Here is a 14,614-nt window from a genome sequence, read left to right on the forward strand (position 1 = left end):
ACAATCTGGGTCAGGCGCTTCCGGGCGCGGCGCAAGCCGGCCCGGGGCCTTGATGCAGGATGCTCAGCGGCGCTTGGCCATGGCATCGGTGAAACGATCGAACAGTGGCGCGACGTCAGTCGGGCCTGGGCTCGCTTCAGGGTGGCCCTGGAAGCTGAACGCGCTCTTGTCGGTGCGCTCGATACCCTGCAGGGTGCCGTCGAACAGCGACTTGTGGATGGCGCGGACGTTGCCCGGCAGGGTGGCTTCGTCGACGGCGAAACCGTGGTTCTGGCTGGTGATCATGACCACGCCGGTGTCCAGGTCCTGGACCGGGTGGTTGGCACCGTGGTGGCCGTGGCCCATCTTGACGGTCTTGGCGCCGGAGGCCAGGGCCAGCAGCTGGTGGCCGAGGCAGATGCCGAACACCGGGATCTCGGTTTCAAGGATTTCCTTGATTGCCTGGATCGCGTAGTCGCAAGGCTCCGGATCACCAGGGCCGTTGGACAGGAACACGCCATCGGGGTTGAGCGCTAGCACTTCGCTGGCCGGGGTCTGGGCAGGCACCACGGTCACGCGGCAGCCACGGGCCACCAGCATGCGCAGGATGTTCAGCTTGACGCCGTAGTCGAAGGCGACCACGTGGTACGGCAGCTCGGAGGCTTCGATGGTTGGATGGCTGTCGGTTTTCAGTTCCCACACGCTGGAGCGCCACTCGTAGCGCTCTTTGGTGGAGACGACCTTGGCCAGGTCCATGCCCTTGAGGCCTGGGAAGGCGCGGGCGGCGGCGATGGCGGCTTCTTCGCTGATGTTGTCACCGGCGAGGATGCAGCCGTTCTGAGCGCCCTTTTCACGCAGGATACGGGTCAGGCGACGGGTGTCGATGCCAGCGATGGCGACGACGTTGTTGGCCTTGAGGTAGTCCGGCAGCGACTGGGTGTTACGCCAGTTGCTGGCCAGCAGCGGCAGGTCACGGATGACCAGGCCGGCAGACCAGACACGGTTCGACTCGGCGTCTTCCGGGGTAGTACCGGTGTTGCCGATGTGCGGATAGGTCAGGGTAACGATTTGCTGGGCGTAGGAAGGGTCTGTAAGGATTTCCTGGTAGCCGGTCATAGCGGTGTTGAACACCACCTCACCAACGGTCTGACCGTCGGCACCGATGGCTTCACCGCGAAAAATACTGCCGTCGGCAAGGGCGAGTATGGCTGGCTTTGTCAAGAAGACCTCCCGTAAATCAAGCATGAAAGGGCGATCGCAGGTTGCAAAAAAGCGGAGTGACGTATGGACACGTCACCCCGCTTTCATGTGCTGAATTCAATTCGCTGCGCGCTTTTAGTGGACACACTAAAGCTGTAGCTTACAGAAAAGTGCTTTTTGGGTCTACCGTATATGTGCCTCTAAAACACATGATTGCGACAGGGGGTGCCTTGCACCCCATCGCCGGCAAGCCGGCTCCCACCAGTCAGCACCAACCCGAAGGCTTGCACTCCCCTGTGGGAGCCGGCTTGCCGGCGATTGGGCCATCAGCAACACAGTAAGGATCAGTGCAGCCCCAGAACGTCCTGCATGTCGTACAGGCCTGGCTCGCGCCCGTCCAGCCACAGCGCGGCACGTACCGCACCCTTGGCGAACGTCATGCGGCTCGACGCTTTGTGGGTGATCTCCAGGCGCTCGCCTTCAGCAGCGAACAGCACGGTGTGGTCACCCACCACATCACCGGCACGCACGGTGGCGAAGCCGATGGTCTTACGATCACGCGCGCCGGTCTGGCCTTCACGGCCATACACCGCCACTTCCTGCAGGTTACGGCCCAACGCATTGGCAACCACTTCGCCCATGCGCAGCGCAGTACCCGACGGCGCATCGACCTTGTGACGGTGGTGCGCTTCGATGATCTCGATGTCGACATCATCACCCAGCACCCGCGCCGCCATGTCCAGCAGCTTGAGGCTGAGGTTGACGCCCACACTGAAGTTGGCAGCGAACACGATCGGGATTTCCTTGCCCGCGTCAGCCAGCAATTGCTTCTCTTCGACGCTGAAACCAGTGGTGCCGATGATCATCGCCTTGCCGTGCTTGCGGCAGAAGGCCAGGTTCTTCAGGGTTACCGAAGGGTGGGTGAAGTCGATCAGCACATCGAATTCGTCGGCAACCTTGGCCAGGTCATCGGACAGCAGCACGCCGATCCGACCGAGGGCCGCCAGCTCACCTGCATCAGCCCCGACCAGCGAGCTGTCAGGGCGATCGATCGCCGCCGTCAGCCCGGCTCCCGGCGTTTGCTGCACGGCCTCGATGAGGGTCTTGCCCATCCGCCCTGCTGCACCCATCACTGCAATACGTCGCATCGCTATTTCCTTGTCAGAGATCGCCGAAGAAGCGCTTTACACCGTCGAACCAGCCACTGGCCTTGGGCGAATGGGAGCTGTCGCCTTCCAGCGAATCACGCAGCTCTTCGAGCAACTCGCGCTGGCGACGGCTGAGGTTGACCGGGGTTTCCACAGCTACACGGCACAGCAGGTCACCGGCACCGCCACCGCGCACCGGCGCAACACCCTTGCCACGCAAGCGGAACTGCTTGCCGGTCTGGGTACCTTCCGGAATCTTCAGCTTCACGCGGCCATCGAGGGTTGGCACTTCCAGCTCGCCACCCAGCGCTGCATCGGTATAGCTGATCGGCACTTCGCAGTACAGGTGCTTGCCATCACGCTGGAAGATCTCGTGCTCACGCACGTTGATCACCACGTACAGGTCGCCAGTCGGGCCACCGTGGGTGCCAGCCTCGCCTTCGCCCGACAGGCGAATGCGGTCGCCGGTGTCGACACCTGCCGGCACCTTGACCGACAGCGTCTTGTATTCCTCGACACGGCCTTCGCCATGGCACGAATTGCATGGGTCGGTAATGATCTTGCCCTGGCCATGGCAGCGGGGGCAGGTCTGCTGCACCGAGAAGAAGCCTTGCTGCATACGTACTTGGCCAATACCGCCGCACGTCGGGCAGGTCGACGGGGTCGAGCCCTTCTTCGCGCCAGAACCGTCGCAAGGCGTGCAATTGACCAGCGTCGGCACGCGGATACTGACCGTGGTGCCACGCACCGCTTCTTCCAGGTTCAGCTCCAGGGTGTAGCGCAGGTCGCTGCCACGCTGGGCACCACCACGACCACCGCCACGGCCGCCGCCGCCACCGAAGAAGTCACTGAACACATCACCAAAGATGTCGGAGAAGTTGGCGCCGCCGAAGCCTGCACCACCGCCGCCCATGCTTGGGTCGACGCCGGCGTGGCCGTACTGGTCGAACGCCGCGCGCTTGCTGGCGTCAGACAGCACTTCGTAGGCCTCGTTGGCCTCCTTGAACTTGTCTTCCGACTCTTTGTCGCCTGGGTTGCGGTCCGGGTGGAACTTCATCGCCAGGCGGCGATAGGCCTTTTTCAGGTCAGCTTCACTGGCGCCGCGCTCGACACCCAGGACCTCATAATAATCACGCTTGGACATAGGTCATTTGCACCTTGTTGGGCGTTCGGCATCTGCGCCGCGCCATCAGCACCCGCCCAAACACCACGAATGGCCCTGACAGATGCTGTAAAAATTCTCGAATTCCAGATACGCCAACGCGGGAGCAAGCCCCCGCGCGGCGACATCCTACCAGCTCACCGACAACCGCCGGTGAGCTGGCCGACAACATGCAACGATTACTTCTTGTCGTCGCCTTTTACTTCTTCGAACTCGGCGTCAACCACGTCATCGTGCTTGGCTTCCGGCTCGGCCTGCTGCGCGCCGCCCTGAGGCTGTTCGGCCGACTGCTCGGCGTACATCTTCTGGGCAACCGGTGCCGACACCTTGGACAGCTCTTCGACCTTGGCGTCGATCGCAGCCTTGTCGTCGCCTTTCACAGCGGCTTCCAGGGCAACGACGGCAGCTTCGATGGCAGCTTTTTCTTCAGCGGTGACCTTGTCACCTGCATCAGCGACCATCTTGCGGGTCGAGTGAACCAGCGCGTCACCCTGGTTACGGGCACCGGCCAGCTCTTCGAACTTGCGGTCTTCCTCGGCGTTGGCCTCGGCATCACGCACCATTTTCTCGATTTCATCGTCGGACAGGCCGGAGTTGGCCTTGATCACGATCGACTGGGTCTTGCCGGTGGCCTTGTCTTTCGCGCCAACGTGCAGGATGCCGTTGGCGTCGATGTCGAAGGTCACTTCGATCTGCGGAACACCACGCGGTGCTGGCGGGATGTCAGCCAGGTCGAACTTGCCCAGCGACTTGTTCTGCGAAGCTTGCTTACGCTCGCCCTGCAGCACGTGAATGGTCACTGCGCCCTGGTTGTCGTCGGCCGTCGAGAACACCTGCGACTTCTTGGTCGGGATGGTGGTGTTTTTCTCGATCAGCGCGGTCATCACGCCACCCATGGTTTCGATACCCAGGGTCAGCGGGCTGACGTCCAGCAGCAGAACGTCTTTGACGTCACCGGCCAGAACGGCACCCTGGATAGCAGCGCCCATGGCGACGGCTTCGTCCGGGTTGACGTCCTTACGTGCTTCCTTGCCGAAGAAGTCAGCAACGGTTTTCTGTACCAGCGGCATACGGGTCTGGCCGCCGACCAGGATCACGTCGTCGATCTTGCTGGCGTCGATGCCGGCGTCTTTCAGCGCGATGCGGCAAGGCTCGATGGTGCGCTGCACCAGCTCTTCTACCAGCGACTCCAGCTTGGCACGGGAGATCTTCACGTTCAGGTGCTTAGGACCGGTGGCGTCTGCAGTGATGTACGGCAGGTTGACGTCGGTCGACTGAGCGGAAGACAGCTCGATCTTGGCTTTTTCCGCGGCTTCTTTCAGACGCTGCATGGCCAGAGGGTCGCCCTTCAGGTTCATGCCGGACTCTTTCTTGAACTCTTCGACCAGGTAGTCGATCAGCAGCATGTCGAAGTCTTCGCCACCCAGGAAGGTGTCACCGTTGGTCGCCAGTACTTCGAACTGGTGCTCACCGTCGACTTCGGCGATTTCGATGACCGAAACGTCGAAGGTACCGCCACCCAGGTCATAAACGATGACAGTGTGGTCGCCCTTGGCCTTGTCCATGCCGTACGCCAGTGCAGCAGCGGTCGGCTCGTTGATGATGCGCTTGACGTCCAGACCGGCGATGCGGCCGGCGTCTTTGGTAGCCTGGCGCTGGCTGTCGTTGAAGTAGGCCGGAACGGTGATGACCGCTTCGGTGACAGGCTCGCCGAGGTAGTCTTCGGCGGTCTTCTTCATTTTCTTCAGCACTTCGGCGCTGATTTGCGGCGGTGCCATTTTCTGGCCGTTGACTTCAACCCAGGCGTCACCGTTGTCGGCCTTGGCGATCTTGTACGGAACCAGCTGAATGTCTTTTTGCACGACTTGCTCTTCGAAGCGGCGGCCAATCAGGCGCTTCACTGCGAACAGGGTGTTGTGCGGGTTGGTGACAGCCTGGCGCTTGGCCGACTGACCCACCAGGATTTCGCCATCGTTGGCGTACGCCACGATCGAAGGGGTAGTACGCGCACCCTCGGCGTTTTCGATGACTTTGACGTTACCGTTTTCCAGGATGGAGACGCACGAGTTGGTGGTCCCCAGGTCGATACCGATGATTTTACCCATGTTAACTCTCCCGAAACTTGAATTTGGTAGCAGCGACTACTTTGGCCAACTGCGGTAATACTTGAAGGCTTGACACCTAGATGGGGTTGCCCCGGCGGATTTCAAGCCTGTTCATTGATCGAAGGCTGAGCTGCGCTTGGCGCCTTGCTGACCACCACCATGGCGGGGCGCAGCAGGCGGCCGTTGAGCAGGTAGCCTTTCTGGAACACGTTCAACACGCTGTTCGGCTCTACTTCGCCGTTTTCCTGCATGGCCATGGCCTGGTGGTGCTCTGGATTGAACGGCTCACCATGCGGATCGACGACTTCGAGGTTGTAGCGCTTGAGGGTGTCCTGGAACATCTTGAGGGTCAGCTTGACGCCTTCACGGATGGCCTTGACCTGCTCATCTTCGTCACTGGAATGCGTCAGGGCCAGTTCCAGGCTGTCGATCACTGGCAGCAGGTCGCTGGAGAACTTCTCCAGGGCGAACTTGTGGGCCTTCTCGACATCCTGCTCGGCGCGACGGCGCACGTTCTGCAAATCGGCAACAGCGCGCAGCGACTGATCCTTGGCGGCGGCCAGCTGTTCCTCGAGCTCCAGAACACGGGCGCCGACAGCATCTGCACCGGTTTCTTCGACGTTAAGGTCTTTCTCATTCAGCTGTTCGTCAGCCATTGGGTCTCTCCTGCGCAAATTTCTGGATTACGAGCCAGGCTCGCCTTTGTTGTCGGCTATATGGGGCCGGAAAAACCAGCTTCAAGGGGCAGCGTGGTTTTCCGGCCCACATGAGAATCTGTGAGCGGGCATTGTCAGGGTGGAAAAAAGTACTGTATAAATAACCAGACCTGAACCTTCGGGAGCCGCCCCCATGCTGGTGCACCTGTCCATTCACAACTACGCCATCGTCGAACACCTCGACCTCGAGCTTGCCCGCGGCATGTCCGTCATCACCGGCGAGACCGGCGCAGGCAAATCGATCATGCTCGACGCCCTCGGCCTGGCCCTCGGCGACCGCGCAGACAGCGGCGTGGTGCGCCCCGGTGCAGACAAGGCGGACATCCTCGCCACCTTCGACCTGGCAGACATCCCCGAAGCCCGCACCTGGCTGGCCGAGCGTGACCTGGACAACGACGGCCCGTGCATCCTGCGCCGCGTGATCACCGCCGAAGGCCGCAGCCGTGGCTACATCAACGGCACGCCCTGCCCACTCAGCGACCTCAAATCGCTCGGCGAACTGCTGATCGACATCCACAGCCAGCACGAGCACCAGTCGCTGCTCAAAACCGACACCCATCGGCGCCTGCTGGACGAATACGCCGGCGCCATCGACCTGGCCCGCCAGGTGCAACTGGCCGCCAAGCGCTGGAACCAGACCCGCCTGGAGCTGGAGCGCCTTTCCAATTCCGGTGACGAGCAACGCGCCCGCCACCAACTGCTTAGCTACCAGCTCGAGGAGCTGGACAACCTCGGCCTGGGCGAAAACGAGCTGGTACAGCTGGAGCAGGAACACAAAAACCTGACCAATGCCGAAGCCCTGTTCGGCATCTGCCGCCAGGTCATCGACCAGTGCAGCGAGAGCGACTCGGGCAACGTGCTCAGCGCCCTCACCTCCAGCCTCAATCGGCTGGGCGCCGCCACCAACTCACCCAAGGCGCTGGGCGAAGCCGCCAACCTGATTGCCAGCGCGCAGATTCAGGTCGAAGAAGCCGTGGGCGAGCTCAACCGCTTCCTGGATCACTTCGACGCCGACCCCATGCGCCTGCAGGCCCTGGAAGAGCGCCTCGACACTATCTACACCCTGGCCCGCAAACACCGCGTGCACCCCACCGAACTGCCGCATCTGCAGCAGCGCTTGATGGAAGAGCTGGAAGGCTTGAACGCCAGCGACGAATCGATCGAGCGCCTGGGCGAAGAGCTGGCCGCCTATGCCCAGCACTATAAAGAGCGGGCTCGCGAGCTGAGCGCCTTGCGCCAGCAGGCCGCGCAACAGTTGGCGGTCGCGGTCGAGCAAGAAGTCCAACGCCTGGGTATGCCGGGTGGTCGCTTCTGCATCGAGCTTACCCCCAACGAAGGCAACGACCTGTCGCCGCACGGCCTCGAGCAGATCGAACTGCTGGTGAGCGCCAACCCCGGCCAGCCACTCAAAGGCCTGGCCAAAGTCGCGTCGGGTGGCGAGCTGTCACGCATCAGCCTGGCGATCCAGGTGATCACTGCACAGACCTCGCGCATCCCCACTCTGGTGTTTGACGAAGTCGACGTCGGCATCGGCGGCCCCACCGCCGAGATCGTCGGCCAACTGCTGCGCCGGCTGGGTGACCGCGGCCAGGTACTGACCGTAACCCATCTGCCGCAGGTCGCGGCACAAGGGCATCACCACCTGTTCGTGCACAAGGTGCGCCACAGCGACACCACCCACACGGCGGTGGCCAGCCTGGGTAAACGCGAACGGGTCGAGGAAGTGGCGCGCATGCTGGGCGGCATCGACCTGACCAAGGAATCACTGGCACATGCACGCAAGATGGTAGTCAGCGGCAAGGCTTAATGACTGGCCTATGCATTAGCTGCTTAATGGACTGGCCTACGCCTCACCTGCTTAATGACTGACCTATGCGTTACCTGCTTAATGACTGGCCTACGCATTACCTGTAGGAGCAGCCTTGTGCTGCGAAGAGGCCGGTGGCAGCGGCACAGCCCTACTGTGTTTTCACCGGCCTCTTCGCAGCACAAGGCTGCTCCTACACCAAAAGCACAAAGGCGACCCGAAGGTCGCCTTTGCTATTTATAACGATCGAAATCGTTACTTTTTCTTACGCACATAGAGGACCAGGTTGTGGTCCACCAGCTCGTAGCCATGCTCGGCCACGATCTCGCGCTGACGCCGCTCGATTTCAGCATCCATGAACTCGATGACTTCACTGGTCTCCACGTTGACCATGTGGTCGTGGTGACCGCCATCCGCCAGTTCGAAGACCGCATGACCGCCGTCGAAGTTGTGGCGAACCACCAGACCCGCCGCTTCGAACTGGGTCAGCACGCGGTAGACGGTGGCCAGGCCGACGTCCTCACCAGCTTCCATCAAGGCCTTGTAGACATCCTCGGCACTCATGTGACGCTGCTCGGTAGAATCGAGCATCTGAAGGATCTTTACTCGAGGCAGGGTAACCTTGAGACCGGCTTTGCGTAATTCGCTATTTTCAACCATGGTCAGCTTTCTCGCCGATGCTGCTTCGCAGCTTCTCTTAATACGGGTATGATCGGGGTTTACGTTGTCCAGCCAAGATAGTGGAAGTCGCCCACCGATGCAAAACACCAAGCTCTTGCTAACCAGCCTCACCCTAGTGGGACTGCTCGCACTCGCCGGTTGCTCGTTTCCCGGGGTTTACAAAATCGACATCCAGCAGGGCAATGTCGTCACGCAGGACATGATAGACCAATTACGCCCGGGAATGACCCGACGGCAAGTAAGGTTTATCATGGGCAACCCCCTGATTCAGGACACGTTCAACACCAACCGTTGGGACTACCTGTACAGCCTGCAGCCTGGTGGCGGAAAACGCCAGCAAGAGCGCATGAGCATTTTCTTCAACGAAAGCGACCAGTTGGTCAGCCTGTCTGGCGACTTCATGCCAGGCGTGAGCCGCGACCAGGAAATCCTCGGTGGCAGCAGCGACACCACGGTCAGCCCGGCGACCCAGCCAGAGCAGGCCACGCCGCAGCCTGAAGAGAAACCGGCCAAACCCGGTTCGGTGGAAGAATCCATCCAGCGCGAGATCGACACCATCGAGACCACTCCGGTCCCGACGCCGGCACCGCTGGAAACCTCCCCGCAGTAAGCGCGGCGGTCATAAAAAAGCCCGGGCCTTGGCCCGGGCTTTTTTATGCGCCACGACTCAGCTATTGAGCTGCTTGGCGCGCTGGCAGAAGGCATCTACCAAGGTGTTGGCGGCCTGATTGAACAGCGGCCCCAACGTGGCCCGCACCAGCGGCCCGGCATAATCGAAGGACAAGTCCAGGCTGATCTTGCAGGCCTTCTCGCCCAGCGGTTTGAACACCCACACACCGTGCAGCTGGGAGAACGGCCCCTCTTCCAGGTTCATTTCGATGGACTGCCCAGGCACCAGCACATTGCGCGTGACGAAATGCTGGCTCATGCCACCTTTGGCAACCTCCAGCTTGGCGCGCATGTGCGTGTCACTGGCCTCGATGACCGTCGATGCCGAGCACCACGGCAAGAATTGCGGGTAGCTGGCCACGTCATTGACCAGATCGTAAAGCGCCTGGGCGGGATACGGCAGCAGGGCGGAGCGTTGAATATGGGTAGTCATCCAGGCGTCACTTCCAAGGCTGGGTGGCGGCGCTTCGCAGCGTGCCAAAAGCAGGTTCTGTACCTACGACAGGGCCTGTATTGTCCGGTATTCATTGCGGTGGCTCAAGCACACCGAAATCCCATAGCCGACCACGCATCGAGTTGCCTATAATGCCGCCCCTATGGCTAAACAAAAGAAACATCCGACCGGGACCATCGCGCAAAACAAGAAAGCGCGACACGATTACTTCATCGAACACAAGTTCGAGGCCGGGCTGGTCCTGTCCGGTTGGGAAGTAAAGAGCCTGCGGGCCGGCAAGGCGCACCTGACCGACAGCTACGTGCTGCTCAAGGATGGCGAAGCCTGGCTGTTCGGCAGCCACATCACCCCGCTGACCACGGCCAGCACCCACGTCATCGCCGACCCTATCCGCTCACGCAAGCTGCTGCTGAACAAGCGCGAGCTCGAGCGGGTGGAAGCGGCCGTGGCGCAAAAAGGCTACACCTGTGTGGCCTTGGCGCTGTACTGGAGCAAGCACCTGATCAAGTGCGAGATCGCGCTTGGCAAGGGCAAGAAGGAATTCGACAAGCGCGACACCGTGCGCGAACGCGATTCCAACCGCGAGCTGCAGCGTGCCGTGCGTAACAAGGGCAAGGAAGACTAGATCTTCTTTAGCCTGTTCGGGCCTCTTCGCGGGGCAAGCCCGCTCCCACAGGCTTCTGCACATAGCCTGTGGGAGCGGGCTTGCCCCGCGAAGAGGCCCGTGCTGCAAACGCAAACTTCAGCGCCCGCTGCGCCGCTCCGCCCGCGCCACGCGCTGGGCCTCTTCGTGCGCCTCCTCCAGCACCTCCTGCACATACAAAATGTGCCGGCTGGAAACCTCCCGCGCATCCTCCGCCCTGCCCTCGACAATCGCCAGGTACAGCTCCCGGTGCTGACTGATCAGCATGTCCCGCGTTTCAGTCCTCTGCTGATACATCCCACCGATATTGGTCACCACGTTCCGCTTTAGCAGGTCAAACAAGCCGCGGATGGTATGCAGCAAAACCGCGTTATGGCTGGCCTCGGCTATCGCCAAATGGAAGCGCGCATCGGCCGCGCCCTCCTCTGCCCGGGTCACTTCGTCAACGCGGGTGTAGCAGTCCTGCAGCGTGTCAAAAGCCTCTTTCAGCCGTGCACGGTCAGGCTCGGTCGCGCGCTGGGCCGCGTAATACGCGCAGGACGCCTCGAGGGTATGGCGAAATTCGAGCAGGTCGCGCTGCGCTTCAGGGCTGTGCTCAAGCAACTGCAACAGCGGGTCGCTGAACGTCGACCCCAGCGATTCAGCGACAAAGTTGCCACCGCCCTGGCGGCTGATCAGCAGCCCCTTGGCCACCAGCTTCTGAATCGCCTCACGCAGTGACGGGCGCGACACACCGAACTGCTCGGCCAGAACGCGCTCAGCCGGCAAGCGCTGGCCCGAGCTCAGCGTGCCTTCGAGAATCATCCCTTCCAACCGATCGACGATGTCGTCGGACAGGCGCCGTTGGCGGACCTGATCAAAAACCATCACATGCTCTCCACAAACCCCCGGCAGATTTCAGGGGGCCCTATTCTCGCCGATCCGCGCCGCACGCACACCCATCACCCTGGGTTTTTCCAAGGCCATCAGACGCCCGCTCATCGGCACGCGACCAAAGTTTTGTGTCGGACAAATTGACACACCCACGACAGCGCTTTTAACCTAGCGCCCAGACATTGTAAATTGGTCTTACCAATTATCCAATGCCAGTGCTGACCAACAACAATTAGGGGTCACCCCATATGCAAACCTGGCAACAACTCTATAGCCCGCTTGGTAGTCTTGGCCTGTCCGCACTGGCGGCGGTCATCCCTATCGTGTTCTTCTTCCTCGCCCTCGCCGTGTTCCGCCTCAAAGGCCACGTCGCCGGCAGCATCACCCTCGCGCTGTCGATCCTGGTGGCGATCTTCGCCTTCCAGATGCCTGTCGACATGGCCTTCGCCGCCGCGGGTTATGGCTTCCTCTACGGCCTCTGGCCGATTGCCTGGATCATCGTTGCCGCGGTGTTCCTGTACAAACTCACGGTCAAGAGCGGCCAGTTCGAAGTGATCCGCAGCTCGGTGCTGTCGATCACCGACGACCAGCGCCTGCAAGTGTTGCTGATCGGCTTCTGCTTCGGTGCCTTCCTCGAAGGCGCGGCCGGCTTCGGCGCCCCGGTGGCCATCACTGCCGCACTGCTGGTGGGCCTAGGCTTCAACCCGCTGTACGCCGCCGGCCTGTGCCTGATCGCCAACACCGCGCCGGTCGCCTTCGGCGCGCTGGGCATCCCGATCATCGTGGCCGGCCAGGTCACCGGCATCGACGCCTTCCACATTGGCGCCATGACCGGCCGCCAACTGCCACTGCTGTCGCTGTTCGTGCCGTTCTGGCTGGTGTTCATGATGGACGGCCTGCGCGGCGTGAAAGAAACCTGGCCCGCCGCCCTGGTCGCCGGCCTGAGCTTCGCCGTCACCCAGTACTTCACCTCGAACTTCATCGGCCCAGAGCTGCCGGACATCACCTCGGCCCTGGCCAGCCTGATCTGCCTGACCCTATTCCTCAAAGTCTGGCAGCCCAAGCGTTCGTTCGCACAAGCCAAGGGCAGCGTCGGCGCCGCCGTCGTGCAATCCGGCGGCAGCCAGCCAAGCCCTTACAGCTTCGGCGAGATCTTCAAGGCCTGGTCGCCGTTCCTGATCCTCACCGTGCTGGTCACTATCTGGACCTTGAAGCCATTCAAGGCCGCATTCGCGCCAGGCGGTGCGATGTACAACTTCGTGTTCAACTTCGCCATCCCGCACCTTGACCAACTGGTGATCAAGACCGCGCCGATCGTTGCCGCGCCGACCGCCATGCCAGCGGTGTTCAAGCTCGACCCGATCTCCGCCACCGGCACCGCGATCTTCCTCTCGGCGCTGATCTCCATGGCAGTGCTCAAGATCAACTTCAAAACTGGTCTGACCACTTTCAAAGAGACGTTCTGGGAACTGCGCTGGCCCATCCTGTCGATCGGCATGGTGCTGGCCTTCGCCTTCGTCACCAACTACTCGGGCATGTCCTCGACCATGGCCCTGGTCCTGGCCGGCACCGGCGCCGCGTTCCCGTTCTTCTCGCCGTTCCTCGGCTGGCTGGGCGTATTCCTGACCGGCTCGGACACCTCGTCCAACGCCCTGTTCAGCTCGCTGCAAGCCACCACCGCACACCAGATCGGGGTCAACGACACCCTGCTGGTGGCCGCCAACACCAGCGGCGGCGTGACCGGCAAGATGATCTCGCCACAATCCATTGCCGTGGCCTGCGCCGCCACCGGCCTGGTGGGCAAGGAATCCGACCTGTTCCGCTTCACCGTCAAGCACAGCCTGTTCTTCGCCACCATCGTGGGCCTGATCACCCTGATCCAGGCTTACTGGCTGACCGGCATGCTGGTTCATCACTAAAGTGAAAGGGGCCGGGCGCCACGCTGCGCCCGGCAATCCCCTCAAGCAACGCTGCGAGAATCCATGATCATTTCCGCCTCTACCGACTATCGCGCCGCGGCCCAACGCAAGCTGCCCCCCTTCCTCTTCCACTACGCCGACGGCGGCGCTTACGCTGAGCACACGCTGCGCCACAACGTCTCGGACCTGGCCAGCATCGCCCTGCGCCAGCGCGTGTTGAAGAACATGTCCGAGCTCAGCCTGGAAACCCAGCTGTTCGACGAAACCCTGAGCATGCCCGTGGCCCTGGCCCCGGTCGGCCTGACCGGCATGTACGCCCGCCGTGGCGAAGTCCAGGCCGCACGCGCCGCTGCGGCCCACGGCATCCCGTTCACCATGTCGACAGTGTCGGTGTGCCCGATCGAGGAAGTCGCCCCGGCCATCAACCGGCCGATGTGGTTCCAGCTGTACGTGCTCAAGGACCGCGGCTTCATGCGCAATGCGCTGGAGCGGGCCAAGGCAGCCGGGGTCAAGACCCTGGTGTTCACCGTCGACATGCCCGTACCCGGCGCCCGCTACCGCGACGCCCACTCCGGCATGAGCGGCAAAAACGGGCCGATGCGCCGTGTGCTACAAGCCATGACCCACCCTGAATGGGCGTGGGACGTCGGCGTGATGGGCCGCCCGCACGACCTCGGCAACATCTCCAAATACCGTGGCAACCCCACAGGCCTAGCCGACTACATCGGCTGGCTGGGCAACAACTTCGACCCGTCGATCTCCTGGAAAGACCTGGAGTGGATCCGCGACTTCTGGGAAGGCCCGATGATCATCAAGGGCATCCTGGATGCCGACGATGCCCGCGACGCGGTCAAGTTCGGTGCTGACGGCATCGTCGTGTCCAACCACGGCGGCCGCCAGCTCGACGGCGTGTTGTCCAGCGCCCGCGCCCTGCCGGCAATTGCCGACGCGGTGAAAGGCGACCTGAAGATCCTCGCCGACTCCGGCATCCGCAGCGGCCTCGACGTGGTGCGCATGATCGCCATGGGCGCCGACACCGTGCTGATCGGCCGCGCCTTCCTCTGGGCCCTCGCCGTGCATGGCGAAGCTGGGGTGAAGAACCTGCTCGAACTGTTCGAGAAAGAAATGCGCGTGGCCATGGTGCTGACCGGTACCAAGTCGATCAGCGAGATCACCCGCGACTCGCTGGTCCGCGAACTGGGCGCCTGAACGCGCCCCCACGAAACACCGCCTGATTGACCGGGGCACGCGGCGCACC

13 protein-coding genes are annotated in these 14,614 nt (G+C 62.0%); 5 read left to right on the plus strand and 8 right to left on the minus strand.

The window, feature by feature from the left end; all coding sequences use genetic code 11:
- Window positions 1-63 precede the first annotated feature (63 nt).
- From carA to grpE, 5 genes are all read right to left on the minus strand, one after another.
- Window positions 64-1,200 carry a glutamine-hydrolyzing carbamoyl-phosphate synthase small subunit gene (gene carA / locus LOY53_RS23260; protein WP_258703329.1) on the minus strand — a complete coding sequence of 379 codons (1,137 nt, stop codon included), beginning with the start codon at window positions 1,198-1,200 and terminating at the stop codon, window positions 64-66.
- Between the two features lie 323 nt (window positions 1,201-1,523).
- On the minus strand, window positions 1,524-2,327 hold the full coding sequence (gene dapB, locus LOY53_RS23265; protein ID WP_027595037.1) for a 4-hydroxy-tetrahydrodipicolinate reductase: 804 nt from the start codon (window positions 2,325-2,327) through the stop codon (window positions 1,524-1,526).
- A gap of 13 nt (window positions 2,328-2,340) precedes the next feature.
- Window positions 2,341-3,471, minus strand: a complete 1,131-nt coding sequence (gene dnaJ / locus LOY53_RS23270) for a molecular chaperone DnaJ (protein WP_027595038.1) — start codon at window positions 3,469-3,471, stop codon at window positions 2,341-2,343.
- Window positions 3,472-3,668: 197 nt separating this feature from the next.
- Window positions 3,669-5,594 carry a molecular chaperone DnaK gene (gene dnaK, locus LOY53_RS23275; protein ID WP_252825898.1) on the minus strand — a complete coding sequence of 642 codons (1,926 nt, stop codon included), beginning with the start codon at window positions 5,592-5,594 and terminating at the stop codon, window positions 3,669-3,671.
- A 101-nt stretch (window positions 5,595-5,695) separates the two neighbouring features.
- Complete coding sequence (gene grpE / locus LOY53_RS23280) at window positions 5,696-6,250, minus strand: nucleotide exchange factor GrpE (protein WP_186683017.1); 555 nt, start codon at window positions 6,248-6,250, stop codon at window positions 5,696-5,698.
- Between the two features lie 193 nt (window positions 6,251-6,443).
- On the opposite strand from grpE, the gene recN reads away from it, so the two are divergent.
- The gene (gene recN, locus LOY53_RS23285; protein ID WP_099455350.1) at window positions 6,444-8,117 is read left to right on the plus strand and encodes a DNA repair protein RecN; all 1,674 of its coding nucleotides are present in this window, start codon (window positions 6,444-6,446) and stop codon (window positions 8,115-8,117) included.
- A gap of 255 nt (window positions 8,118-8,372) precedes the next feature.
- On the opposite strand, the gene fur is transcribed toward recN, so the two are convergent.
- Entirely contained in the window at window positions 8,373-8,777 is a 405-nt protein-coding gene (gene fur / locus LOY53_RS23290) for a ferric iron uptake transcriptional regulator (RefSeq protein WP_016391775.1), read from the minus strand.
- 97 nt (window positions 8,778-8,874) lie between these two features.
- Between fur and bamE the strand changes: the two genes are divergently transcribed.
- Window positions 8,875-9,408 carry an outer membrane protein assembly factor BamE gene (bamE, locus tag LOY53_RS23295; RefSeq protein ID WP_027595043.1) on the plus strand — a complete coding sequence of 178 codons (534 nt, stop codon included), beginning with the start codon at window positions 8,875-8,877 and terminating at the stop codon, window positions 9,406-9,408.
- Between the two features lie 57 nt (window positions 9,409-9,465).
- Here the strand turns inward: bamE and LOY53_RS23300 are convergent, their stop codons facing one another.
- Entirely contained in the window at window positions 9,466-9,900 is a 435-nt protein-coding gene (locus LOY53_RS23300; RefSeq protein ID WP_027595044.1) for a type II toxin-antitoxin system RatA family toxin, read from the minus strand.
- Between the two features lie 163 nt (window positions 9,901-10,063).
- On the opposite strand from LOY53_RS23300, the gene smpB reads away from it, so the two are divergent.
- Entirely contained in the window at window positions 10,064-10,546 is a 483-nt protein-coding gene (smpB, locus tag LOY53_RS23305) for an SsrA-binding protein SmpB (RefSeq protein ID WP_012312633.1), read from the plus strand.
- 117 nt (window positions 10,547-10,663) lie between these two features.
- Here the strand turns inward: smpB and LOY53_RS23310 are convergent, their stop codons facing one another.
- Window positions 10,664-11,431, minus strand: a complete 768-nt coding sequence (locus LOY53_RS23310; RefSeq protein ID WP_258703330.1) for an FCD domain-containing protein — start codon at window positions 11,429-11,431, stop codon at window positions 10,664-10,666.
- Window positions 11,432-11,685: 254 nt separating this feature from the next.
- On the opposite strand from LOY53_RS23310, the gene LOY53_RS23315 reads away from it, so the two are divergent.
- Together LOY53_RS23315 and lldD are read left to right on the plus strand one after the other, a co-directional pair.
- Window positions 11,686-13,356, plus strand: a complete 1,671-nt coding sequence (locus tag LOY53_RS23315; RefSeq protein ID WP_027595046.1) for a lactate permease LctP family transporter — start codon at window positions 11,686-11,688, stop codon at window positions 13,354-13,356.
- Window positions 13,357-13,419: 63 nt separating this feature from the next.
- On the plus strand, window positions 13,420-14,565 hold the full coding sequence (lldD, locus tag LOY53_RS23320; protein ID WP_258703331.1) for an FMN-dependent L-lactate dehydrogenase LldD: 1,146 nt from the start codon (window positions 13,420-13,422) through the stop codon (window positions 14,563-14,565).
- Window positions 14,566-14,614 lie beyond the last annotated feature (49 nt).

The sequence above is a fragment of the Pseudomonas sp. B21-031 genome, from assembly GCF_024748985.1.
GTDB lineage: Bacteria > Pseudomonadota > Gammaproteobacteria > Pseudomonadales > Pseudomonadaceae > Aquipseudomonas > Aquipseudomonas kermanshahensis.